This window comes from Bacteroidota bacterium, from assembly GCA_016699695.1.
In the GTDB taxonomy this organism is placed as follows: domain Bacteria; phylum Bacteroidota; class Bacteroidia; order Bacteroidales; family UBA10428; genus UBA10428.
In genome coordinates this window covers 1,779,801-1,806,033 of sequence record CP065006.1, presented here as the reverse complement: position 1 = coordinate 1,806,033, position 26,233 = coordinate 1,779,801, and the positions used below count along the sequence as shown (strand labels likewise).

The window sequence follows — 26,233 nt, the reverse complement described above, 5'->3', positions numbered from 1 at the left end:
TGGAATTGAACCCAGCGGAATAAAATAATTTGGGGGCATAGTTGGCTTAGCCAAAAATAAACAGATTAATATCAAATATTTGCTATCTTTCATCAAGCAAATAAACCTTTTAGCTATTATTGGCGTAATAACCACCAGAACTAAAAATTAAACTCAACAGATGGAACCCATCGTTATCGAAGCCCAAAACCATTCTCCCCACATCGATTTTCATCCGAATGGAATGCTTAAAATTACCGGACGCTCACTTCCCGAAAATGTTGCAGAGCTTTATAATCCACTTATCGACTTTGCCCGTAACCTGCAAGCCGATGTGGTAACTTTCGACATTGTTTTGGAATATTTTAATACAGCCAGTTCGAAAAAACTGCTCGAACTTTTTAAAGCCGTTGACGTGAATCAAAAAGTTTCTCAGGTATTGGTAAACTGGCATTACGAGAAAGACGATGAAGACAGCCTGGAAATGGCAGAAATTTATCAGGATAGTTTAGGTAGATCGGAATTCCGGTACCACGAGCACATAGAGATTGATTTTGTGAAATCGAAGTTCAGGTAAAACCAGAATAGCTGGATAAAAAAAGCCGGTGTGGAATGTGTTCCGCACCGGCTTTTTTCTGTCTTATCGGTTTCTAGCGTGTGTAATAGGCAAACACCGTTTCGCCTTTATACGACCCGTTTAGAATGGTACCGAGGGTTTCTTTGCTATTCAGTATGTCGATGGCCTTTTGTATTTCAGGGTCGTCATTCAGACTGGCTATTATTCTTCCCTTTTGGTAATAGTAGCGGCTGATGATTTCGTCTTTTAGCAGCTCTTTTATTTCAACCTGAAAGGTTTGAAGATCTTTTTCCCTGTCGCCTATCAGCTGGGCTTCCAGTGCAGTTAGTTCGCCCTGTATTTTATCGTAATAGCCTTCGTACCGGGCTGTTTTTATCAGCTCCTGAAGCATTTCGCTGCTTTCGGTGCTGTAAGTAAACTGCTTATCAGAGAGGTAGAGCTTAAATTCGTCGAAGAGGTTGTTCGATACTTCAAATACAGCCGGGCGCTCGATGGATGAATTTTTCGAGGCGAAAATAGTAGCAAAATCGAAGAAATGATTTTCGGCATACAGCGCCATGGTAATGTTACCGGGGGCATCTTCCACAATTTTAATATCGGGTTCAATGCCACCGCCATCGTATACTATACGACCGTTGCGGGTTTTAAAAGCCGAAATGAGCGAATCGGGGATATAACCCACGCTTCCATCTTCGTTGCGGTGGGCATAATCCAATGCTTGTATACATCGTCCGCTAGGAGTATAATACTTAGCAGTAGTAATTTTCAGGTGTGCATTGTAATTGAGGGGTCGGGTTGTCTGCACAAGTCCTTTTCCAAAAGTGCGCTGGCCAATCACCACGGCTCGGTCAAGGTCTTGCAGCGAACCCGCTACAATTTCAGAAGCCGATGCCGACGAACGGTTCACCAATACCACAAGAGGCATACTGGTATCTACAGGACTCTGACGGGTAAGGTAGGTTTTATCGCCCTGTCCGGTGCGGCTGCGTGTACTTACAATTTCCTGGTTACGCTCAATCCATACATTGGATACTTCTACTGCTTCGTTCAGCAAACCACCCGGATTGCTTCTAAGATCCAGAATCAGGGATTTCGCTCCCTGACGCATCAAATCTTCCGACGCAGCTTTTACTTCTTTGCCTGCATTGGGCATAAAGTTGCTTAACAGAATATAGCCAGTATTGTGGTTGAGCATACCATAGTAAGGAATATTTGGTATAGAAACCTGTTCGCGCACCAAAGTGTGGGTGATTACTGAATCGACCCCTAAACGTTTAATTTGAAGACTAAGGGAGGTGTTAGGCGACCCTTTAAGCATTTCACTTACTTCAGCAATATTTTTATCGAAAGTAGATACCCCGTCAATGCTCAGAATAGTATCACCGGCTTGTAAACCCGATTTTTGTGCTGGAAAGCCCTCGTAAGGCTCTGAGACCATAGTATAGTGTCCGGCTTTGCGTATGAGTGCACCCACCCCCCCGTATTTTCCGGTGGTCATAAACTTAAACTCGTCTACATCTTCTTCAGAAATGTAAGTAGTATAAGGGTCAAGCGATTCAAGCATTCCATTGATGCTCGATTCAATCAATTTTTCAGGATCAGTTTCATCGACATAAAGTGCATTTACTTCGCGAAACACATTGAAAAATATTTCGAGGTTTTGGGCTATTTTAAAATCGGTATTGTTAAACGATAACAGACCAAATGCAAGCAAAACAAACGAACTGGAAACGAGGATGATTCTGCTATTTTTTACAAAAAGGTTCTTAAAAGTAATCATAAAAGAAAAAATCTTTAGAGTATTTGATTCTTTGAAAACGTAAAGCTACTTAATTTCTGTATGTGTAACTGGGTTAATAACAAATATTGCGCCGGTTTTTCCTTCTGAAATTCGAACTTCGATACCATATACATTTTAGCTCAGGCATTATTTTTTCGATTAAATTCGTGGTTCTAATTTCAAGGGTGTGCGAATAGTTATTCAACGTGTAAGCAGGGCAGATGTTTCGATAGAAGGTAAAATTGTATCGAAAATAGGCAATGGGTTGCTTATTCTGCTGGGTATCGAAACAGACGATTCACACACCGACATCGATTGGTTATGCGGAAAAATTGCACGCCTAAGGATTTTTAACGATGCACAAGGTGTAATGAATTGCTCGGTTACCGACACCGGGGGAGAATTGTTGGTGGTAAGCCAGTTTACTCTTCATGCAAGCACCAAAAAGGGAAACAGGCCTTCGTACATTCGTGCGGCTGTTCCTGAAATAGCCATTCCGCTTTACGAACAATTTGTGGCTAATCTTGCGCGTGTTTGTCGGACCGAAGTAAAAACCGGAGTTTTTGGGGCCATGATGGAAGTCTCATTGATAAACGACGGGCCTGTAACAATCCTTATCGACAGTAAAAACAAAGATTTCTAACCTTTCTTTTGTAAAATTCTTTTAAGCAGACGAACCATTGGGTTTCGCAGTATCCATCTGGCGAATTTTTCTCTTGAGGCTTATACGAATGGTGGTTCCTTTCCCGGGTTCCGAAGCGGCCACAAATATTTTGCCGCCATGGTATTCTTCAACAATTCGTTTGGTGAGCGAGAGCCCAAGACCCCAACCACGCCTTTTTGTTGTGTAGCCTGGTTTGAAGATGGTTTTATATTTTCCTCTTGGAATTCCCTTTCCACTATCGCTGATATCGATAAACACATACTTTTGGTTATCGATGAGGCTTATTTTAATTTTTCCTTCTCCGGTAATCGCATCCATCGCATTTTTAAAAATGTTTTCCAGCACCCAGTCGAACAATGGTGCATTAAGCGGCAGGTGCACAGGTTCGTTTGGAAGAAATAGCTCAAAACTAACGCGGTGCGAAGATCGGTTTCGAAGATACTTCACCGATTTCTCAATTACTTCTGCAAGATTGGTCATATCGAGACGGGGACGGGCACCAATTTTCGAGAAACGTTCGGTAATTTTTTCCAGACGCAATACATCGTGTTCAAGCTCTGTAAGAGTATTATCGTCGGGCCATTTTGCGCGCAGAATATCGAGCCAGGCCATTAAAGACGAAATGGGTGTGCCCAATTGATGTGCAGTTTCTTTTGAAAGCCCTACCCAAACCTGGTTTTGCTCCGCCCTGCGCGAAGTGTTGAAGGCATAATAGGCTACAAGAAGAAAAACCAAAATTATTGTAAGCTGAACAATGGGGTAATTGGTAAGTTTGGTAAGTATGGTCGATCGGTCGTAATAGAGATATTGCTTTTGTCCTTTTCCAAGGTCAATTTCAATGGGTGGCGAAACAAGGCTCATTTTCCCGAGGCGCTTTTCGATGTAGCCGGGCTTTTTTACTTTAAGGCTGTCGAGGTTTCGCATCATAATTACCTGGCCCTGGTCATCGAGCACGATTACCGGAACTGTTTCGTTGTTCTGAATTACTTCCACCAGAAAGATGAGGCTTTCATCGTTTTCGCTGGTAATAATAAGGCTGGTGGCACGAGCCCAAAGCTCTATTTTTTTACGCTCTTCGTGTGCAAGTTTTTCCACCAGTTGGTTGGTGTAATAAAGCGAACCCATGCCTATTAGCAAGGCAAGAACCAGAAGGATGTATTTAAGGTGTATTTTTCGGCGGTAAATGTTCATGCAACGAGTTTTACAGCAATGCTGTGTATAATACTTTTTAAGCCTTTAAAATGCGAATGGAGCCCATTTTCATAGACCACCTCCTGAATCTTCCTCTTCTTCGGCGCTGTCGTCCCAATCGAGAATAAAATCTTTTGTCTTATTCTGATAGGTACCCGTATTGGTTTTTTCGAGTTGTGGTTTGGTTTGGCTTGTATCGGTCTTAACCTGTTGGGTATTGGTGGCCTGATCCGAAAACATTTCTTTCAGCAGTATCTTTTCTTTACCAATGTTTTCTTTGAACCTGTTGCGGGAAGTTAGTTTATCGTATTTCACGTCGAATTCGGTACCTTTTCCGGTAATCAGGAATGGAACCGTGGTGCGGTTGGGTTGGTCATCGACCAGGTATCCGAATTCGGTAATTTCGTCGCGGCTCTTGTTCGATTTTTTCCAAAGCAAATCGGTGAGCCCTACCTGCAAACGGTATTCGTATTTGTTATCGAAGTCATGTATACCCGAACCTTCGAAATCGATGGCCGAAGAACTGAATTTGGTTTGATCGAGTATTACTTTTTGGTTACGGATGCTCAAAGAAGTGTGCAGGTTGTCGAATCGTATGTGCTTGAGTTCCTTTACATCGATAAAACGCGAAAGACCCATTAGGGGTGGATAATCTTTTAATTCGCCTTTTTCGATCAATAAATCGCCCTGTGCCAGTATCGATTCAGGATCGAGGATCAGCTGGCTGCTCCATACCGATGCAAACTGTATGTTGCCAGAAATCCATCCATTGAGATGCTCTCTGCCAATCACATCTTGCCCGAAATTGTTGAAGGCATTGAACATTTCCTCGAGATTACTGTGCTCGATGGTGACATCTGCCATCATTTTTATTTTATCATCAGAGGGCTGGGTGATGAGCATGTTTCCCCGGGTTTTTCCGGAAAAGCAATTCATCGAAAAATTGCTTAGCTCAAGACTTTTCCCGGTATAATTGATTTCACTGTTGATTTCGCGTGGGGCAAATTTTCCAAAATGATATTCTTCGAGATACAAGCTGCCGTGCAGGTCGATTGAATCTGGGAAAACGATCGCAAAATCACTTTGTCCCTGTTTTTTTTCAGAGGGAATAAAATCGTCGGTATAAATGCTGTAAGCATGTACACGGGCATTCAACGATGGAATGGATCCGGGAATATCGTAATTGGAAAGGCTTCCGTTTATCACCATTCTTGACCGGGCAGCCTGGCAATATACCGAATCGAACACCATGGAATGATCGGGATGCAGGTGAATGGTACCATGGGTGCTGATTTCCGGAATGTTCTGTTCGGTAAATTTTATTTTAAGGTCTGTCATCCGGATCCAGCCAGAAATTTCCAGCTGAGAAGTCAGCGGTTTATCTTTTCCAGGCAGGTAACCTTTCACGGTGATCGAATTGTGAATATTTTCGCCTTTTATTTCCATTCCGGCGAAGCTGGCAAACTTTTTAATATCTTCCAGTGCCAGTTCGCCCTTCAGATTGGCATGCAAATAAGGTTCAGTTTGGTTTTCGAGCTTTAGCCATCCGTATTGGTTGCTGGATTCCGAAGAAACATTAAAAGTATCGATTGAAACACTCAGTGGTTTTTGTTGCTGCTGGCTCGATCCGTTACTGGCTGTGCCGCTTAGGAAAATCTTTTGGTAGGTAATGTCTTTATTGCGATCGTGTATTTCTCCATTTTCCACCTTAAATTTTGCCTGTATCGAAGGAGCCTTCGTATCGATGTAACCTTTCACAGACGACTGAATGGTGAGGGATCCTCCCTCAGGTTCATACCCTGTTTTTCCAATCAGGCCGCTTAAAAGCGATTTGTCGATTTGTTTTATTGGAGCATCTTGTGTTGAAAAAACAAGATCAATAAGAGTTCTTTTACCGGTTCGAAGAGTTCCGATAACCCTTAAAGGAATGTTACTCAGTTCCATCATGCCTTTGGAAATGGAATAGACCTCATTTTGCCGGGTGATGGCTACATCGGTTTTAAATTTTTGCATGGGTTCAAGGCTTTCAGCTTTCAACTTAAGTTTTTCGAGGGTGCCATCAGTTTTTAGGGTAATGGAGAAATTAGATTCTTTAAAGGTACCCGATGCCTCGGCCTTTTTTAAGTAAATAGTCGACTGAAATGAAGACGATTCGCGCTCAGCAACAATTTTGAGATTATTAAAAGTTAACGAACGTATGTTAGTGCTAAACTCACTACTACCGCCATCGGTGCGAATAATATCGAGGCTTGAGTGGCCTTTCGAATCATACAGTATTTGCAAAAAGCCATCGCTCACACTAATTTTTTTCAGGTTGTATTCGTCCTGAAGCAAGCTGCTGAGATTAAGTTGCAGGTAGATTCTTCGCGCAAACAAAAGGGTATCGCCGTGTTCGGCATGAAGGTTTTTCAGATCGAGCTTTTCAGGCACTTTTACTACTAAATTGCGCAATTCGATGGTGGCGTAAGGAAACTTCTTAAACAGGCTGAAATGGACATTGCTCTTTCGCAGGTGCACCTCTGCCAACAATTGGCTGTTGGCTTCTTTAATCAGCAAATCGATTATTTTTTCCTGAAGGGAGCGACTGAATACTAAACCGATAATAACCATAACCACCCACAACGAGGCGATAATTAGAAAGAAATTACGGAATCTGCGAAAGGACTTCATGGACATTATTTGAATAAAAACGAAAAATTGTCGGTCTTATTGAGCTCTTTGGGCGTATCGCCATACCTAAAAACGCGGCAGGCTTTTTCACCTTGCAAAGTGAGGGTGTCTCCATCGAGGCGGAATAAGGTTCCTTCGCGCATGCCAGCTACCCAGGTCTTTTGATTGGCTACCAGATATTCCTCTATGCGCATTTCGCGTGTTTCGCCAGCATGGTTTTCGAGTGTCGCGTCGGTATAGTGAGGATTTATTTGAAACGGAATTAAGCCCAGGGCCGAGAAATTATGCGGTTCAACAATGGGCATATCGTTGGTAGTGCAAATAGTAGGGCAGGCCAAATTCGATCCGGCACTCCAACCAATATAGGGTGTTCCGGTGCGTACTTTTTTCCTGATTACTTCGAGTAAATCTTTGTCCTGAAGTGTTTTGAGCAGATGAAAGGTATTTCCACCTCCAACCATTATCATGGAGGCATTTTCAAGAGCTTGTTTTTCGTTTTTTGTTTGGTGCAGGGGAGAAATTTTTATCCCAAGGTTATTTAAAACCCCGGCCACTTTATTGGAATAGTCGTCCCAGTGAATGGTAATTCCGGCGTAAGGCACAAAAACAGCTTCGGCAGGTTTGTTGTCTAAAAACTGACTGAAATAGGGCAGGGTGTAGGCCAGGTAGTTTTCACCGGCGTTGGTGGAATTACTGAACAGCATCATTTTCATTGGTAATGCAGTTTTTTTATTATCAGATTAGAACCATATTTCTTTTACCGGTTTTTTTGTCAAACGAGCGGGTAAGCATCCCTTAACATAAACCGGAACTATTGTCGTCGATAAAGGTAGTACATTCGGTGATAATCGTGTAAGGTAAAGCCTGCAAGGATTAATTCAGGCTCGGATTTTTTGCCTGGCTTGGAAGAAGTTGTATATCGTGTTTGGCTTTGCCGGTCTCATCGAAGGATTGAGTAGGCTGGGGTTTATTCTGTATAAACTGGCTAATCTTGGCCAGTAGGTTTTCGGCATGAATTGGTTTGGTAATGTAATCGTCGCAGCCGGCTTCAATACATCGGTTTCTGTCTCCCTCCATGGCAAAGGCAGTCTGGGCAATTACAGGTAGTTGAGGATATGTTTTCTTTATTTCACGGGTAGCTTCCAGTCCGTTTAGTTCAGGCATACGCAGATCCATAAGTACTAAATCGATATCGGAGTGGAATTGAAGTGCTTCAATTGCTTCGCGGCCGTTATGGGCACGTAATACTTGTGCACCAGTAGTAAAGAGCAATTGAGCCATAAACTCAAAACTAAAATCATCGTCTTCTGCCACCAGAATCTTTTTACCGGCCCAATTGGTATTCACAGTTTGAACTGCCACAGGCTGGATGGTAATATCTTCTGCTACCCGTATGTAAGGCAAGTCGAAGGTAAATCGTGTACCCTTGCCCGGCTCGCTGTGCACCCACATAGTACCACCAAGCAATTCAACCAGGTTTTTGGCAATGGCAAGACCTAAGCCTGTACCGCTTATTTTTTTTTCTTCGCTGAGGGCAGTACGTTTAAAGCGGTCGAAAATGGTCCGCAGGTCATCCTTGTTCATCCCAATGCCCGTATCTTCGACATAAAATTCAATATAGCGTTGGTTCTTCACTAGCATTCCGATCTCAATTCCACCTTCTTCGGTAAACTTAATGGCATTGCTGATCAGGTTCGAGAGTATTTGTTTCAGCCTTATTTCGTCGGTACGGAAGTGAATGGGTTCATTGGGAAGAACCAGCTGTATGGAAAGATTTTCCTTCTCTATTTTGTTTTTGTATGCCTCGAAAGATGCCTGAAGCGATTGAATCAGGCTTGCAGGATGGCAGTTGGTTTTTTTTATTTTTAGTTGACCGTCTTCGATCTTGGCAATATCGATGATGTCGTCAATCAGATGAAGCAGCATTTCGCTGCTGGTTTGTATGTGCCCAATGAAGTTTTCTTTCATTTCATCCGAAATTTCTTTGGACGAAAGCATGTTCGTAAACCCAATGATCGAATTCATGGGTGTGCGTATTTCATGCGACATATTGGCCAGAAACGATGATTTGTGGCGGTCTGAAGTAACGGCTCTGGCTGTTTCTTTTTTCAGGCTGTCGATGTATTGTTGCTTTAGACTTGTATCGATAATAATTCCTCTGCGGCCAATTACACGAACACCCTTGCGGATAACATCTGAAAACACGGTTGCTGGGAACCGGCTCCCATCCTTTCGGGTGGCAATAAAATCATTGTTTTCTACCTTAGAAAAACCAAAAAGACTGCTATTTGTATCGGCATTCAGTATTTCTATCAAGTTGATTCCGTGGTCGATATCAGCCTCTTCGTAACCAAATACTTTAAACCAGGCTTTGTTTACATAAGTGAGGTTGCCCATACGGTCGGTTTCATAAACACACTGAGGCAGCAAGTCGGCCAGGTCGCGGTAACGCATCTGGGTATCTTCTGCCATGCGAAGGGCTTGGTTACGCTGTTGATCGCGTACACGTAAATCGGCCAGCATGTTGCGGAAAGCAAGGTATATGTCGCGTATTTCGCTGGTAGAATGACGCAGGTCGAAATCGGCTCGTTGCGCGAAATTGGTTTTTGCCAGAGAATGAATGTAAAGACTTAGTTGTTCGAGATGTTTGACTAAATACCGCGAGGTATAAACACTCATTGTAAAGCTAAGGGCTATTAACAGGAAAATGGCCAGGGCAAAGAAGAGGTTAATTTTTCTCATGTTGGCCTGGTAACTGATTTGCTCTTCTGAAATAAGGCTTTCGGCTAAGTTCTCGAGCATAAAGCCCAGTTCCGATAATTCCTGTTGGAGCCCACTGTTGGTATGGGTACCAATTTCATTGTCGAGGGCAACAATTTTATAAAAAGTCTTTTTGTATGACTTGAGTGTCTCCACTAATATTTTTTTCTCCTGGGGCGTATAGTTTTCTGCTAAAAGTGCATGGGTAATCAGGTTGTTGCATAGTCTTTCAACACGTTCGATGTATTGAGGATCCTGGTGAATGATGTATTCTTTCTCGGCCACCTTAAGTTGGAGCAATTCTCCGGAGCGGATTTCAAATTTGTTTTCCAGATTGTATATGTAACTGGCCAGTTCACCTTCGAGTCCATAAAATTCATAGCCCCTCTGGTAAATTTTGTATACCAGGCTATCGAGTAGCATGCAGTAATTCGAATAAGCCAGACGGATGTCGGAGAATTTAGCTAAATCAGCATCGTCCTTTGGCAGGTGCGAGGCATAATGTACAAGGCTGCTGTCGATGTTGGCGGCGGTTTTGTAATGTCCCAGCAGGTAATCGCTCTCGCCGGTCATATAAAACTGGTCGTTGGTGGGGTCGGCAGCCTGAAAGTTAGCCACCAGGGTTTGGTCTTTTTGAAATTGGTGCCTTAGGTATTGGAGGGTTTCAAGCGTAAGCTGTTGGTTGCTTTTGGCCGATTTATGAAAGCGGAAAAGTAGAAACGAAGTTACAGATAGCAGTATTGTTGACAATACAAACCAAAGCAATAATCTGTATCTTAACGACTTAAGCATTCAGAATGAGCGTGTTTTGAACCGAGTGTAAAATAAGCATTAACTTTTAGTCCAAAGATTGATTGGTGTAAAAGTTATTCACAAGGGAATGAACCGTTTTTTGAATTTGCAAAACCTGTCCGATAGGAGATTATTTCAGGCTGAATGAATATTCTGAAAGGTTTATGAACAGATTTTTAGTGAGCAGGGGCGATGCTTTTTGGAGGACAACCTTAAGGGCTTCGCCAGCCAGAATATTACCGCACACTGAATAGACCAGTACAATGGGTGTTTGTGTATCTGCCCTAGATTGTTTAAGAAAAGAATGAAGGCTTTTTTCCTTTACCGGGGTGTCGTTGCCAGGCATTTTTACCCCTGCGATGGCAACCTGATTTGCAATATTTGCCCAAACTAAAGGTTTATTTGCAGTTTCGGTAACTGTGAACAAAATGCCATGTGTACTCGGGTCATTTGAGGCATCGACAACCATGTTGTATGGCAAAAGCAGGTTGAGGGCGTTTTCGTTGTTCAGGCGGATGTTATGGATTTTAATTTGGGTAAACTGGTTTAGGTTCTGCAAGTGCTGCTTGGTAGCAATGGCTTTTTGTTTGCCTAAGTCAATATCGTTATAAAGGCTTTGTCGGCCAAGGTCTTCTTCCTCAAGTAATGCATCATCGCAAATTCCAAGGTATCCAACACCAGCGGCAATTAAACTTTTTATTGCTGGCGTCCCAAGGCCTCCTGCACCTATAACCAATACACGAGCGTTTTTTATTTTTTCCTGGCCCTCAAGGCCTATTCCATTCATGTCAATTTGCGCCTGATATCGACGAAGTTCTCTTTCGGAAAGGATATTTTTTTCCATGTTCGATGGGTGGTTTGAAGCGTAAAACTAAGGATTTGAGGAAAGAATATGAATTATTTTTAAGAATGATTTTGCCTTATGAAGTCAAAGCATTAATGCATGATGAAATAGCTCAGGATTTAAAAGAGAGTTTCACTCAGCATATTTTATGGTAAACCGGAATGTAGAACCAACCCCCACTTCAGACTCTACGGAAATATATCCTCCTAATACTTCTACCAGTCCTTTCGAAATGGATAATCCCAAACCGGTGCCTCCGTATTTTCGCGAAGAAAACTCTTCGACCTGCCGGAACTGGTCGAAAATCGATGCAAGGTATTGGTCGGGAATGCCAATTCCGGTATCACTCACACAAAATTCAAGTATGCTTTTGCTTTTTGCAGCATAACTTAAGGTAACCGATCCTTTTTCTGTAAACTTTATGGCGTTGTTAATCAGGTTGGTGATTACCTGGTAAAGCCGCTCGCGGTCGGTATTCACCTTATCTTCTCCATCGGCAAAGCCTTTGTGGACAAAGAATTCGATTTTTTTGTTTTTCAATTTTATTTCATGGAGTATCCAGGTTTCGATGTCACCAATAAGGCCATTTAATTGAATTTTTTCTTTGGTAATGGAGAGCTGTCCGGTTTGTATACGCGAAATATCGAGAATATCATTAATGATGCGCAAAAGTTGCTGGTTGCTGGCTTGGATGATATGAAAATACTTTTCTCTTTTATCGTCATTTAGCCCTTTGTTACAGAGCAATTCGCTAAAACCTAAAATACCATTGAGTGGTGTGCGGATTTCGTGCGACATATTGGCCAGAAAGGCAGTTTTAAGTTTGTCGCTTTCCTCTGCCAGTTTTTTGGCTTTTATCAATTCACGTTCGTGCTCCTTGAGTTTGGTTGTGTCGAGTTTGGTACCCCAATAGCGGATAAGCCGGTTTTTTTCTACTATGCCTACAATGTTATTCAAAAAGTAGCGCATTCTTCCTTGGGCATCGTATTCGATGGTTTCATGGTCCTTCAGCATGTAATTGTGTTGAACCAATTCGCGCATGAGGTCCTGAATTTCTGCCTGATTTATATCGGGATATACTTCAGAAGTCTTTTTGCCATAGAAGTTTCCATCATTTTTCAAGTGATAGATTTCCGAAAAGGCCGGATTCGATTCTGCAAGATAGGCAGTGTTAAAAATGGCTTGTACCTGCATATCTATGGGCAGGCTTATATCGAGGGGTTTTTTTAAATCAAAACGGTAAACTGCTTCCGAGGTTTGTTGGATAAAGGCAGCATATCGTTCTTTGTTTTCCAGAAGTTCTTCGTTGTAGGTTTGTAATAGTTGGTTTGTTTCTTCCAGTTCGCGGTTGAGCAGCTTGTGTTTTTCCGAAAGAGAGGCAATGCTACTTTTTTCGGTTATTACCGTTTTAACCAGATTGTATTTAATGCTTCGGTCAGAAACATAGAGTAAATATTGTTTTTCGTTTTCGGGGTTATTGCAGGTGCAAAAGATTGAGACTTCAAAAGAACCTTCGGGGATAAAAAATGTCACTTCAAGCTTTAAATTCATTTCCATCGAAAGCAAAAAATCGCTCATGAAAACAGAGTTTTCTCCGGAAATTGAGAACGAATCGGGGTCTTTAAGTAAGACCGATAGCAGTGACGCCAACGTTAAGGGAGAATGATTTTTTGAAATATAAATAGGTTTTAAATTTTTATCCAGTAAATAAACTTGTATATATGCAAGGTTGTCTATCAATTCGGTTTTCCAATCAGGTAAAAGACTGGAAGCATTTTTGGTGGAACTGTCATTCATTTGATTTTTTTGTTGAATATACCACGTCAACACAAATACGATTAGTATAAATGCACCTTCGAAATATATTCGGCTGGGATTCAACAAAAACAAGCGGTTTAAAAGAATTAATACAAGGCTTAATCCGGAAATAAGCGAAGCAACCAATAATGCTGACTTATGGAACTTGAATACAGGCATGGACTTTTTCAAAGGAAAAATTAGACCAACAAGTTAATGAAAATTACCACTTACTTGAAATGAAGGGCAAAAAATGTAAGGTGGTTTATTTGCAGGTACAATTTAAAATTCACCATTAAAGTGGAATAGGTGGATAGACCTTTAGGCCTTAAACCAGCTTTTTCTGACGAAGAATAAATACTAATGAAATTAACAGAATGGTGCCAATGGCAACCAGCGAGAGATCGTCCATGGCATGAGAGATCTTTTTACCAATGATATCGCTGCATGCTCCACCGATAAAGATCAGCGAAACCACCACCAGGCGTTTTTGCAGGCTTGTAAAATAAGCATAATGGATTAATACCAGAAACACCAAAATTTGTCCAAAACCAAAGGCGTTGCTGGTTGTAAAAGCCAATAAAGGTATGAGGGCCGTGAGAAGGCCAAATTCTGCAACTACCGGATTGATCTGATTTTTTGGCAAAGCTGTTTTTATGAAATAAAGAACAGACAAACCAATTCCTCCCAGCATCAATAACTGATAAACCATACTTGCCAGCGAGCTGGAAAGAATCCAGCGCAGTGGAGTATAACGTGCCACAACCGAAAATATCGTATGGTTTTCTGGCATTAATAGGGTCTGTTTGGCTTTAAGTTCTACCAGCAATTCCACTTTCCAATTCTGGTATTCTGCCACAAACATTGACCACGATTGCCAGAATGCAAGTGGAAGCAGACCAAGTATCAAAAGAAACAAAGCTGAATAACCTGCAAGCTTGTAGTATTTTTTGTATATAAAGTAGGGCAGAAAGATGAATCCGAAGGGTTTGATGTAAATACTGGCGGCAATGAGCAATCCTGCAAGCAGATATTTCTCTTTTAAAAGAATGGCCAGAGCTCCAATGTACATTACCAATAGCAGATGGTTTACCTGACCCAGGTGCAACTCGCGGGTAAAATGCAACACCAGCGGCAAAAGAGCCAGCACGATTATTTTATTGGCCCTGGATGGCTGCGATAACAGGGTGGGGTCGATAATCTGTATGCAAAGGTAATAGCCAAGGATAATGATTGCAGTAAGCAGCACCCAATAAACAATTTTGGCTACCTCGAAAGGAAAAACATGAAACGGGATGAAAAACATAGCCGAAGCTGGGGAATATTTGAAAAGATAATGAGGATCGTTGTCGATGTAGCAATTGTACAACGAATTTCCCCATAAGATATTTTCGGCTGCCTGGTAATACACTTTAAAATCTATGACCCTTAAATTGTTGTTTGCACTATCAGCAAATAAATAGGCAAGACTAATAAGTACAATAAGGCCAAAGCCAATAAAAGTGCTTTTCGACCAGGCTAACCTGCTAATCATATTTTTAATCGGTTCAGTCACACACGACCTCTTTTTGAGGGCTATCAAAAAATTCAAACATCAATTCAATCTGTTCCTGACAAGTCCGGGGAAGCGAAAGAGGCAAGCGTTCGCTGCGGTCCATCCATTTTGCGTCCAGGGTTTCCATGCCATGTGTTAGTTCGCCTCCCAGGTCTTTACACAGAATAAACATTTTGTAAATATGGTATTTATCCGGGGGCATGGGCCAGCGTGTTTTGTCGAGCACTGCTAACAGGCGAACAGGATCTACTTTAAGCCCTGCTTCTTCCCACACTTCTTTTTTTGCCACTTCGAAAGGAGTGTGAGCAATGTCGGCCCATCCGCCAGGAAGGGCCCAGTTACCGTCCACCCCTTCTTTTACCATAAGCAACTTATTTTCGCGAAACACTACTCCGCGCACGTCTACCTTAGGGGTTTGATAACCCTTTTCACAGGCAAACAGGTTTGTAATTTTTTCCACAGGCTCATCCGAAAGCCCATGCATAATTTCAACACTAATTTCGCGCAGCTGCTGGTAGCGGTCGAGGTCGTACTTATCATAACCAAACTCCAGTCCACCCTGGGCAATGGCCTGTATGCGCTTTGCGATGCTTAGCCAGTCTGCTTCCATAATTGCTAGAATTGTTTGGAATCAGGGCTGTACTCATCCCAGCTTCGTATCGAAATGTCGTCGATATTCAACTTGCAAATTCCGATGAGAAAGGCGCTTGCCAACCTTGCATTGGTAATGAGCGGGATATTAAAATCTACCGCGCTGCGGCGAATAGTATAATCGTTGTCGAGCTCGGCTGTGCTTAAATCTTTTGGAATGTTGATTACCAGGTCAATCATTTTATTTTTAAGGTAGTCGAGCGTATTGGGTTTTTTGGGTTCGTCGGGCCAGGCAAGCGAAGTTACTTCAAGGCCATTCATTTCGAGGAAAGTGGCTGTGCCGGGTGTGGCGAAAAGGTTGTAGCCTTTTTGTAATAACAGGCGGCAGCTATTTAACAATTCAACTTTTTCTCGCATAGGTCCTGTCGACAATAGAATATTTTTTTTCGGAATGTTATATCCAACCGAAAGCATAGCCTTAAGAATAGCCTCGTAAAAATCGTCGCCAATGCATCCTACTTCTCCGGTCGAGGCCATATCGACACCCAGTACCGGATCGGCTTTCGATAGGCGCGAGAAACTAAACTGTGGTGCCTTAATACCAATGTAGTCGATATCGAAAATATGCGACGAGGGTTTTTCTACTTCCTTTCCTAACATCACCAAGGTAGCCAATTCGATAAAATTGGTTTTAAGCACTTTCGAAACAAAAGGAAAGCTTCTCGATGCCCTCAGGTTACATTCAATTACTTTTATGTCGTTGTCTTTGGCCAGAAATTGCATGTTGAAGGGACCGCTTATTTCGAGGGCTTTAGCTATCTGGCGTGCAATGCGCTTAATTCGGCGCTGGGTTTCGAAATATATTTTCTGGGCCGGAAATACGATAGTGGCATCGCCCGAGTGAACTCCGGCAAATTCTACATGCTCGCTTATGGCATAAGCGACCAGTTCGCCATCTTTGGCCACAGCATCTATCTCAATTTCTTTGGCCAGCTGTAAAAATTCCGACACCACCACCGGGTATTGTTTCGAAACTTTGGCGGCCAGGTTCAGGAAGTGCTCCAATTCATCGCGGTTCGACACCACGTTCATGGCTGCACCGGAAAGCACATACGAAGGGCGCACAAGCACCGGAAAATTCACCTCGTCGACAAAAGTATGGATATCTTCAATGCTTGTAAGCTCTTTCCAGCGGGGTTGGTCAATTTTAAGCTCGTCGAGCATGCTCGAGAATTTATGCCTGTTTTCGGCTCTGTCGATGTTGTAGGCCGAAGTACCTAAAAGCTTAACGCCCTTTTTGTCGAGTCGGGTGGCAAGGTTATTGGGTATTTGCCCTCCTACCGAAACAATGACTCCGCGCGGATTTTCCAGTTCCACAATATCGAGTACCCGTTCGAGGGTAAGTTCATCGAAGTAAAGTCTGTCGCAGATATCATAATCGGTACTTACAGTTTCGGGGTTGTAGTTAATCATTACCGAACGAAGTCCTTCTTTGTTGATGGTATTCAGGGCATTGACACTACACCAGTCGAACTCTACCGAACTACCGATGCGGTAGGCCCCTGAACCCAGTACAATAACTGATTTATCCTGGTCGGTAAAGGAGATGTCGTGTGAATTACCCGAATAGGTAAGGTATAAGTAGTTGGTTTTAGCCGGAAATTCAGCTGCCAGTGTGTCGATCTGTTTTACAAAGGGAATAATACCATTCGAAATGCGAAAATTGCGTACCTGGTGAATGCCATGATCGACATAATCATTTTCTTGTTTCAATACAAAACGGGCAAGCTGAAAATCGGAAAAACCATACACTTTGGCTTTTCGTAACAAATCGAGCGGAAGTTTTTCAAGAGAATGATATTGTTCCAACTCGTTTTTCAACTTCCATACTTTTTCGAGCTTACTGATAAACCACTTGTCGATTTTTGTAAGCTGGTGTATCTGATCTATAGTATACCCTTTTTCAAAGGCTTGGGCTATGACAAAAATACGCATGTCGGTAGGTTGGTTCAGCTCCTTGTCGATGTTGCTGAATTCGAGGTCACGATTACCCACAAAACCATGCATTCCCTGGCCAATCATGCGCAGCCCTTTTTGTATGGCTTCTTCGAAAGTACGGCCGATAGCCATTACCTCGCCCACGCTTTTCATGCTCGATCCAATCTCTTTCGAAACGCCAATGAATTTATTTAAATCCCATCGCGGTATTTTGCAAACTACATAATCGAGCGCCGGCTCGAAAAAAGCTGGGGTGGTTTTGGTGATAGAGTTTTTAAGGTGGTGCAGGCCATAACCCAGGGCAAGCTTGGCGGCAACAAAGGCCAATGGGTATCCGGTTGCTTTGGAGGCCAGAGCTGATGAACGCGAAAGGCGGGCATTTACTTCTATCACCCTGTAATCTTCCGATTCGGGGTCGAGGGCATATTGCACGTTGCATTCGCCCACCACACCTATGTGCCGGATTATTTTAATGGCCAATTCACGTAGCTTATGGTATTCGCTGTTCGAAAGGGTTTGCGAAGGTGCAACTACAATACTTTCGCCCGTATGGATACCCAGCGGATCGAAGTTTTCCATGTTGCACACGGTAATGCAGTTATCGAAACGGTCGCGCACGACTTCGTATTCTACTTCCTTCCAACCTTTTAACGATTTTTCAACCAATATCTGTGGTGCATAGGAAAGTGCTTTGCTGGCAAGTTTATCCAGTTCGTCGTCGTTGTCGCAAAACCCCGAGCCTTGTCCGCCAAGAGTGTAGGCTGCACGTATTATGATCGGATATCCCAGTTCATTTGCAGCTCTTTTGGCCTCTTCTATGGTAGTTACTGCTTCGCTTTTAATGGTTTTTACATCTATTTCGTCGAGTTTCTTGACAAAAAGCTCGCGGTCCTCGGTATTCATAATGGCTTCTACCGGAGTGCCCAGTACCCGTACATTGTTCTTTTTCAGGGCACCAGATTTAAAAAGTGCAGTGCCGCAGTTCAGTGCGGTCTGTCCGCCAAAGGCCAGCAGAATGCCATCGGGCTTTTCTTTTTCCATCACCTTTTCAACAAAATAAGGTGTAACTGGCAGAAAATATATTTTATCGGCAATGCCCTCGGAGGTTTGTACTGTGGCAATATTCGGATTGATCAACACCGTGTAAATACCTTCTTCTTTTAGTGCCTTCAGGGCTTGAGACCCGGAATAGTCAAACTCGCCTGCTTCGCCAATCTTTAAGGCACCCGAACCGAGAACAATAACTTTTTTGATCGATTTGTCCATATTCAATGTAAATAGCGCGGTTAAATTTATAATCGCGGCAAAAGTACAAATATTTTAATATGAAAAGATTGTTTCGCAGGAAATAATGAATATATTTGCACCATAATTGGATAAATATTCAAATGGGAAACAGAACAGAACGCCTTTTAGCCATTAAAGAAATTATCACTAAACTCAAAGTATCGAGTCAGGAAGAACTCTTGAGCATTCTTGAGAAAAAAGGTCTTAGTTATACACAGGCTACTTTGTCGCGCGATTTAAAGTTTTTAAAGGTAAATAAAATATCCGATGCAGAAAAAGGATACATCTACGAATTACCTGAGCAACATGTAATGCATGGCAATGACCTGGCCGAAAGCTATGCTGCACAAGGGTTTATCAGCATACAATTTGCCAATCACCTGGGTGTAATAAAAACGCATCCGGGATATGCGGCCAGCATAGCCTCATTAATTGACAGGTATGCACCCTTCGAAATCGTTGGTACCATTGCCGGCGACGATACCATTCTTGTCATTCCGCGAGACAATGTTTCGGCCCAGGATGTGATCAATGCCCTGATCCTGATTGTTCCCGAACTTAAATCGAAGATTAACTAATAATTGATTAACAAGGAATTCAATCATCGAAAGACATCCTTTACCTCTTTCGAATGACAACTAATATTTTGTAATAATATGAGCATGGAAAATAAAAAAGTAGTATTAGCGTATAGTGGAGGATTAGATACCTCTGTAATATTAAAATGGCTAATTGATAAAGGCTTCGATGTGATTGCTTTTGTGGCAGACGTAGGCCAGGATGAAGATTTTATCGAAGTTAAGCGCAAGGCACTTGCTATTGGCGCAAGCAAAGTATATATCGAAGACCTGAAAGAAGAGCTGGTAACAGATTATATTTTCCAGGCGATAAAGGCCAATGCCATGTACGAAGGGCGCTACCTGCTCGGAACTTCTATTGCAAGACCGATAATAGCCAAAAGGCATATCGAAATTGCCCACCTCGAGAAGGCAGCCTATGTGTCACATGGAGCTACCGGAAAAGGAAACGACCAGGTACGTTTCGAGCTGGGTTATTACGCCCTCGATCCCTCCATTAAGGTGCTGGCTCCCTGGAAAATGCAGGAGTTTCTCGATCAGTTTAAAGGCCGCACCGACATGCTCAATTATGCCGAAGAGAAAAAGATTCCGGTAAAAGCTTCGTTGAAAAAACCTTACAGCGAAGACGATAACCTTATGCACATCAGCCATGAGGCCGGCATTCTCGAAGACCCAAAATACAAGTTCGAAAAAGAAATTCTTACCAAAATGGTTATGCCCCAGGATGCTCCCGACAAGGAAACGCATCTTGCCATTCACTGGCGCGATGGTATTCCGGTGAAAGTGGCAAATACCGACGATGGCACCGTGAAAGAAAAACCTCTTGAACTCTTTAACTACCTTAATAAAATAGGAGGCGAAAATGGTATAGGCCTACTCGACATGGTCGAAAACCGTTTTGTAGGCATCAAATCACGCGGTGTTTACGAAACACCTGGTGGCGAGATTCTTATGAAAGCACACATGGACATCGAAGGCATTGCCATGGACCGCGAAGTCATGCGTCTGCGCAACATGCTCTCCCCATTGTTTGCCGAGATTATTTACAATGGATTTTGGTTCAGTCCCGAGCGCGAATTTTTGTCCGCTGCAATCGACAAAAGCCAGGAACTCATCGATGGTGTGGTATACCTGACCCTTTATAAAGGAAACGTAATTATCGATGGACGTGAGTCACCCAGTTCATTGTACAACATGGAGCTTTCGAGCATGGACATAGCAGGTGGTTTCGACCAGAAAGACAGCCAGGGCTTTATAAAAATTAATGCCATCCGGCTAATGGCCCACCATACCATTGTCAAACAAAAGGAGAAAAAATAAATACACCGAAGTAAAATTGCCGATGGTTGGCTTTTGTCTTTATCGCTGAGGTCAACCTTCAATTTTTAAATACCTCAAATGAAACTCTGGGAAAAAGGAATCAATACAGATAAACTCATCGAAGATTTTACGGTGGGTCGCGACCGGCAGCTCGATCTGTTGTTGGCCCCCTATGATGTGCTTGGTTCTATTGCCCATGCCCTCATGCTCGAGTCGGTAAATTTGCTTACGCCCAACGAAACCACACAGCTGCATCAAGCACTGGTAGATATATACCACAGCATTGAAAACGGTGGTTTCGAAATCGAATCAGGTGTGGAAGATGTACATTCGCAGGTAGAACTTTTGCTTACCCGCAAACTGGGCGATACAGGAAAAAAAATTCACAGCGCCCGCTCGCGCAACGATCAGGTTTTGCTCGACCTGAAACTGTTTTCAAGGGCCAAAATCCACCAGCTATCCGGCGAGGTAAGTCACTTGTTTCAACAATTGCAGGTTCTTAGCCAACAGCATAAGAATATTCTTTTGCCAGGATATACCCACCTTCAGGTGGCCATGCCTTCGTCTTTTGGTTTATGGTTTGGAGCTTATGCCGAAAGTCTTACAGACGACATGCAAATGCTTTTAGCAAGTTATAAATTAGTCAACCAAAACCCACTAGGTTCGGCAGCAGGTTATGGGTCCTCGTTTCCGATTAACCGGCAAATGACTACCCGGCTATTAGGTTTCGAACAACTGAATTACAACGTAGTATATGCCCAAATGGGGCGGGGTAAGGTTGAAAGAAATGTAGCCTGGGCTCTCGGAAACCTGGCTTCTACCATTTCCCGAATGGCTTATGACCTGTGCCTTTTTATGAGTCAGAATTTCGGTTTCGTTACCTTGCCCGATGAATTTACCACCGGCTCCAGCATCATGCCCCACAAAAAGAACCCCGATGTGTTTGAGCTGTTAAGAGCCAAATGCAACAAAGTGCAGGCTCTGGCTTACGAATTGAGCCTGGTATCGAACAACCTGCCCAGCGGTTATTTTCGCGATATGCAAATTATCAAGGAATCGTACCTCGAGGCATTCGAATATTTAATCGAATGTGTGCAGGTAGCCAGCTTTATTCTGCCAAAACTGAAGGTGAATGAAAACATTCTCGATAAAGAAATTTATCGCTATTTGTTTTCGGTAGAAGAAGTCAACCGAGAAGTACTCAGAGGCACACCTTTTCGCGATGCCTATAAAAAAATCGGAGAGTCAATTAACAATGGAACATTTAAGTCCGATGCACAGGTGCAACATACCCACGAGGGGAGCATTGGAAATCTCTGCAACACAGAAATAAGAGCTAAATTTGAACACATTTTTGCACAGTTCGATTTTGATATCGCCATTCGGGCAGAACAAAAATTACTACAGCTTTAAGAGTATGAAGAAGGGAAGGATAGTGGTGCGGGTAGAGATATCGACCTTGACGGATGGCAATGAAAAACTGAACCATTCGAAGATGGATAGGTTGGTAATGACCATCTCGAACCTGCAAAACAGCGGAAAACAATTGTTACTTGTAAGCTCCGGGGCCATTGTGCTGGGTTCAGCTAAGCTCCAAAGCAAGCTTGATCTGTCCGATGTTACAGGCATGATGGCTACGGCTGCAGTGGGTCAGGCTGAACTTATTAAGCTTTACCAGAATTATTTCGATCAGTACAACCAGAAAGTGGCACAGGTTCTTCTTACCAGCGATATTATTTCCAGCGAGAAAAGGAAGAAAAACGCTCAGAATACCTTCGAAACCCTGCTGGAAATGAACATCATTCCGATTATTAACGAAAACGATGCTGTATCGACATCCGACATCGAAATAGGCGACAATTATCCACTCGCTTTGCACGTAGCCACCATTTCAAACGCCGATATTATTCTTATTAAGTCAGCTACCAATGGTACATACATTATTCAACCCTGTTGCGGTCTGCAGGCAATGCTTGCAAACAACGAAGAAGAACTCCTGCATCACCTCGATACGGTATGTGTAAAACTGGCTTCGATGGAAAATAAAAATTCTATTTTCCCGGCCTCAATAGAAGAAATTGTCTATCAATGAACCGCAACGAATTTTCCAACATAAAAAGCCTGGTAGTGAAGGTTGGCACTTCAACACTTTCTTATAAAAACGGAAGGCTTAATTTTTTGCGCATGGAGAAATTGGCCCAGGTTTTAAGTGCAATCAGCAGCCGTGGTATCAAAGTTACCCTGGTTACTTCCGGAGCTATTGGTGTAGGCGCAGGCCGTTTGTTTTTAACCGAAAAACCCAAAGAGCTGGCAAAGAAACAAGCTTTGGCCGCCATAGGTCAGGCTCAACTGATAAAAATTTATCAGAAGTTCTTCGATCATTACAATCAGCTTGTAGCCCAGGTATTGCTAACTAAAGATGTAATGACAATTGTCAACCGGCATCACAATGCCCAGAATACCTTGTTAAAGCTTCTCGATATGGGAATCATACCCATTATTAATGAAAACGATACCATTGCCACCGACGAAATAGAGTTTGGCGACAACGATACGCTTTCGGCTATGGTGGCCACTTTAATTCAAGCCGACCTGCTAATTTTGTTGAGCGACATCGATGGTCTTTATTCGGCAGACCCGAAAAAAGATAGTACTGCGCGCATTATTCGCTCAGTACCCGAAATAACTTCTTCCATTGAAATTTTAGCCGAAGGGTCCGGCAGCTCGTTTGGTACCGGAGGCATGGTTACAAAAATTGCAGCTGCGAAAATAACCTCGAAGGCCGGTATCGATATGGTGCTGGCCCAGGGCGATGAACCTTCTTTGATGTTCGATATACTCGAAGGCAAAGAAGTTGGAACTCATTTTATGGCCAATAAATCAGTGGGCGCATCGCAAGTAAGGATTTAACTGTTTATCATCTAATTCAGAACAACATGGACGCTTCACTCCTGATAAAAGCACAGAATGCAAAAAATGCTTCGAAGCAATTGGTAAAATTTACTTCGGAACAAAAAAACCATACCCTGCTTTGCATTGCTGAAATTCTCGATTCTTCTCGCGTGCTGATAAAAGAACAGAACCGGCTCGACCTCGAAAATGCACATAAAAAAGGAATGACCGATGCCCTCATCGACCGCTTAACACTGAACGACAAGCGAATCGATGGTATGATCCAGGTTCTTCATGATGTCATCAGCCTCAAAGACCCTGTTGGCCAGGTAATCGGTATGAATACCATGCCCAACGGGCTTAAAATTGGTCAGATGCGGATGCCGCTTGGAGTGGCAGGTATCATATTCGAGTCGCGCCCAAATGTGTGCATCGAAGTGGCCGCACTTACCATAAAATCAGCCAATGGGGTTATTCTAAAAGGAGGCTCCGATGCTATCCACAGCAACCATTGTATCACAGGGCTAATTAAACAGGGGTTGAAAAAGGCCGGTCTGCCAGAAGGCGCAGTGGAAATAATAGAAAGTACCGACCGAGAAAGTGTAAAGGAGTTGCTCAAACTGAAGCAATACATCGATGTAATAATTCCCCGTGGTGGACTTAACCTGATTCGGTTTGTAGAAGAAAATTCCGTCATTCCGGTTATTCGGCACGACGAAGGTATTTGCCATACTTATATCGATGAGTTTGCACAAAGCGAAATGGCTGTTTCCATTGCTTACAATGCCAAGGTGCAACGTCCGGGCGTATGCAATGCCATGGAGACTCTGCTTGTGCACGAAAAAATTGCACCAATTGTGCTGCCACTCCTGAAAACACAATACGACAAGGCTGGTGTTAAATTGAAGGGCTGCGACAAAACCCGTACACTTTTGCCTGATATTGAAAAAGCTACCGAGCAGGACTGGACAACCGAATACCTCGACCTGATTCTTTCCATACGCATAGTGAAGAACCTCGATGAAGCAATCAACCACATCAATACTTACGGTTCGCACCATTCCGATGCCATTGTAACCGAAAACTACAGCCATGGAATGCAATTTCTTCACGAAGTCGATTCAGCCGCCTGTTACATCAATGCCTCAACGCGGTTTACCGATGGCAATGAGTTTGGTCTGGGTGCAGAAATGGGCATCAGCAACCAGAAGCTTCATGTACGCGGACCTATGGGCCTTACCGAATTGACATCGCCTAAATACATTGTTTTTGGAAACGGACAGATTCGACAATAAGAGAATTAAATTGAAAAAAGCTTGATAGAAATGAAAACAGACTATTATCGGGAGGCTATTTATATCAATTCTAAAAAGCATTAAGATGTTTGAAAAACAGTATTTTGGATTATTTTTGGGGCTCGATTATGACAATTGTCATATTTGCTACAAGCTTCTATTCTTCATCGCAAAAACCTTTTAATTATGGACTTCTTAAAAACAATTGATCAGTACTCAACCGAGTCTTCGCAAATCGATAAGGAATTATTTACCCGATTCGATGTGAAACGTGGACTAAGGAATTCTGATGGATCGGGAGTTCTCGTTGGCTTAACCAATATTGGAGATGTGGTGGGCTATGAAAAAAAGGATAACGTTGTAACACCAGTCCATGGCCAGCTATTTTACCGCGGTATCAATGTGGTTGATCTGGTAAAAGGTTTTCAGAGCGATAAACGCCATGGTTTCGACGAAACGGTTTTTCTTTTGTTGGCAGGCAAGTTGCCTAACAAGGAAGAACTGGCTGCCACGACGGCCTATCTTGCCTCGCAGCGCGATTTGCCTTCTTATTTCACCAAAAACATGATACTTTCTCTGCGTGGTCGGAACATCATGAACATGCTGGCACGTTCGGCCCTGGTGCTTTATACCCTCGACGACAATGCCGAAAACAACGACCACCCCAATGTAGTGAGACAATCGCTCGAGCTGATTGCCAAATTTCCGGTAATCACAGTATACTCCTATTTTGGAATGCGCCATTCTTATCAAAGGAAATCACTTGTTATCAGACACCCCGAGCCCCAACTGAGTACAGCAGAAAATTTCCTATATATGCTTAAAGGAGAAAAATACAGTCGTCTCGAAGCCGATATTCTCGACCTCAATCTTGTATTGCATGCTGAGCACGGTGGAGGAAACAATTCCACTTTTGCTGCCCGTGTGGTAAGCTCTTCAGGCACCGATACCTACTCAGCCATGGCGGCAGCCATTGGTTCGCTGAAGGGCCCGCTTCATGGGGGAGCCAACCTCGAAGTGATGGAAATGATGAAAGACATCATGAACAATGTGAAAGATTGGAACAACAAATCGGAAATAGCTGATTACCTGCTTAAAATGTTAAAAGGTGAAGCTGGCGATGGTTCAGGAAAAATTTACGGCATAGGTCACGCCATTTATACCTTGTCCGATCCGAGAGCAATTCTGTTAAAAGAAAAGGCGCGCGAATTGGCAGAGGAGAAAGGTAAGATGGACGAATTTAGGCTTTATGAGAACATCGAAGAGCTGGCACCCGAGGTTTTTGCCAAATTCCGGGGAGGGGGAGATGTAAAAGTCATAAGTCCGAATGTCGATTTTTATTCGGGTTTTGTATACAAATGCATCGACATACCCAAAGAAATATATACCCCCATCTTTGCCGTATCACGTATGGCAGGCTGGTGTGCACATCGTCTGGAAGAGATTACTTTCAATTCGAAACGGATAATCAGGCCTGCATATAAAAATGTATATGGGAAAGTCAATTACGACAGTTTAGACGTAAGAGAATAGTCAATTTTACTTAAAAAATGATACTTTGAATGTCAAAAAAATAATAGATTTATGTTAAAATAGGCATAAATACTTTTAACCCTTAATAAAATTGCTATCTTTGTACACCAAATCTTATACAATGCATAGG

19 protein-coding genes are annotated in these 26,233 nt (G+C 42.8%); 9 read left to right on the top strand and 10 right to left on the bottom strand.

What is annotated here, in order from left to right; genetic code table 11:
- Window positions 1–160 precede the first annotated feature (160 nt).
- A complete protein-coding gene (locus IPM71_07630) occupies window positions 161–556 on the top strand; it encodes a DUF1987 domain-containing protein (protein ID QQS52594.1) in 396 nt (131 codons plus the stop codon).
- Window positions 557–629: 73 nt separating this feature from the next.
- Here IPM71_07630 and IPM71_07625 read toward each other — a convergent pair whose 3' ends face one another.
- Window positions 630–2,336 carry a S41 family peptidase gene (locus tag IPM71_07625; GenBank protein QQS52593.1) on the bottom strand — a complete coding sequence of 569 codons (1,707 nt, stop codon included), beginning with the start codon at window positions 2,334–2,336 and terminating at the stop codon, window positions 630–632.
- Between the two features lie 187 nt (window positions 2,337–2,523).
- On the opposite strand from IPM71_07625, the gene IPM71_07620 reads away from it, so the two are divergent.
- Complete coding sequence (locus IPM71_07620; GenBank protein ID QQS52592.1) at window positions 2,524–2,979, top strand: D-tyrosyl-tRNA(Tyr) deacylase; 456 nt, start codon at window positions 2,524–2,526, stop codon at window positions 2,977–2,979.
- A gap of 21 nt (window positions 2,980–3,000) precedes the next feature.
- Here the strand turns inward: IPM71_07620 and IPM71_07615 are convergent, their stop codons facing one another.
- The 9 genes from IPM71_07615 to carB all read right to left on the bottom strand — a co-directional run bounded on the left by IPM71_07615 (window position 3,001) and on the right by carB (window position 18,464).
- Window positions 3,001–4,191, bottom strand: coding sequence for a HAMP domain-containing histidine kinase (locus tag IPM71_07615; GenBank protein ID QQS52591.1), 1,191 nt, complete (start codon window positions 4,189–4,191; stop codon window positions 3,001–3,003).
- A gap of 69 nt (window positions 4,192–4,260) precedes the next feature.
- Window positions 4,261–6,861 (bottom strand): hypothetical protein, encoded by a 2,601-nt coding sequence (locus IPM71_07610; GenBank protein ID QQS52590.1) that lies wholly within the window; start codon window positions 6,859–6,861, stop codon window positions 4,261–4,263.
- Between the two features lie 5 nt (window positions 6,862–6,866).
- On the bottom strand, window positions 6,867–7,574 hold the full coding sequence (gene pepE, locus IPM71_07605) for a dipeptidase PepE (GenBank protein QQS52589.1): 708 nt from the start codon (window positions 7,572–7,574) through the stop codon (window positions 6,867–6,869).
- 160 nt (window positions 7,575–7,734) lie between these two features.
- Window positions 7,735–10,413, bottom strand: coding sequence for a response regulator (locus tag IPM71_07600; GenBank protein QQS52588.1), 2,679 nt, complete (start codon window positions 10,411–10,413; stop codon window positions 7,735–7,737).
- Window positions 10,414–10,543: 130 nt separating this feature from the next.
- A complete protein-coding gene (locus IPM71_07595; protein ID QQS52587.1) occupies window positions 10,544–11,257 on the bottom strand; it encodes a ThiF family adenylyltransferase in 714 nt (237 codons plus the stop codon).
- A 132-nt stretch (window positions 11,258–11,389) separates the two neighbouring features.
- Window positions 11,390–13,234: a hypothetical protein gene (locus IPM71_07590; GenBank protein QQS52586.1), complete on the bottom strand. Its 1,845-nt coding sequence runs from the start codon at window positions 13,232–13,234 to the stop codon at window positions 11,390–11,392.
- A gap of 148 nt (window positions 13,235–13,382) precedes the next feature.
- A complete protein-coding gene (locus tag IPM71_07585) occupies window positions 13,383–14,588 on the bottom strand; it encodes a DUF2029 domain-containing protein (protein QQS52585.1) in 1,206 nt (401 codons plus the stop codon).
- A 13-nt stretch (window positions 14,589–14,601) separates the two neighbouring features.
- The gene (locus IPM71_07580; protein ID QQS52584.1) at window positions 14,602–15,219 is read right to left on the bottom strand and encodes an NUDIX hydrolase; all 618 of its coding nucleotides are present in this window, start codon (window positions 15,217–15,219) and stop codon (window positions 14,602–14,604) included.
- 5 nt (window positions 15,220–15,224) lie between these two features.
- Window positions 15,225–18,464, bottom strand: a complete 3,240-nt coding sequence (gene carB, locus IPM71_07575) for a carbamoyl-phosphate synthase (glutamine-hydrolyzing) large subunit (GenBank protein ID QQS52583.1) — start codon at window positions 18,462–18,464, stop codon at window positions 15,225–15,227.
- 122 nt (window positions 18,465–18,586) lie between these two features.
- Here carB and argR point away from each other — a divergent pair, with 122 nt between their 5' ends.
- The 7 genes from argR (at window position 18,587) to IPM71_07540 (ending at window position 26,103) form a co-directional block, all read left to right on the top strand.
- Window positions 18,587–19,063 (top strand): arginine repressor, encoded by a 477-nt coding sequence (gene argR / locus IPM71_07570; GenBank protein ID QQS52582.1) that lies wholly within the window; start codon window positions 18,587–18,589, stop codon window positions 19,061–19,063.
- Window positions 19,064–19,147: 84 nt separating this feature from the next.
- A complete protein-coding gene (locus IPM71_07565) occupies window positions 19,148–20,383 on the top strand; it encodes an argininosuccinate synthase (protein QQS52581.1) in 1,236 nt (411 codons plus the stop codon).
- 78 nt (window positions 20,384–20,461) lie between these two features.
- Window positions 20,462–21,796, top strand: a complete 1,335-nt coding sequence (gene argH / locus IPM71_07560) for an argininosuccinate lyase (GenBank protein ID QQS52580.1) — start codon at window positions 20,462–20,464, stop codon at window positions 21,794–21,796.
- A 4-nt stretch (window positions 21,797–21,800) separates the two neighbouring features.
- Entirely contained in the window at window positions 21,801–22,475 is a 675-nt protein-coding gene (locus IPM71_07555) for a glutamate 5-kinase (protein QQS52579.1), read from the top strand.
- Entirely contained in the window at window positions 22,472–23,293 is an 822-nt protein-coding gene (proB, locus tag IPM71_07550) for a glutamate 5-kinase (GenBank protein QQS52578.1), read from the top strand. The genes IPM71_07555 and proB overlap by 4 nt, the downstream gene beginning before the upstream one ends.
- Window positions 23,294–23,319: 26 nt before the next feature.
- On the top strand, window positions 23,320–24,570 hold the full coding sequence (locus IPM71_07545) for a glutamate-5-semialdehyde dehydrogenase (protein QQS52577.1): 1,251 nt from the start codon (window positions 23,320–23,322) through the stop codon (window positions 24,568–24,570).
- Between the two features lie 186 nt (window positions 24,571–24,756).
- Window positions 24,757–26,103, top strand: coding sequence for a citrate synthase (locus tag IPM71_07540; protein QQS52576.1), 1,347 nt, complete (start codon window positions 24,757–24,759; stop codon window positions 26,101–26,103).
- Window positions 26,104–26,233: the final 130 nt, after the last annotated feature.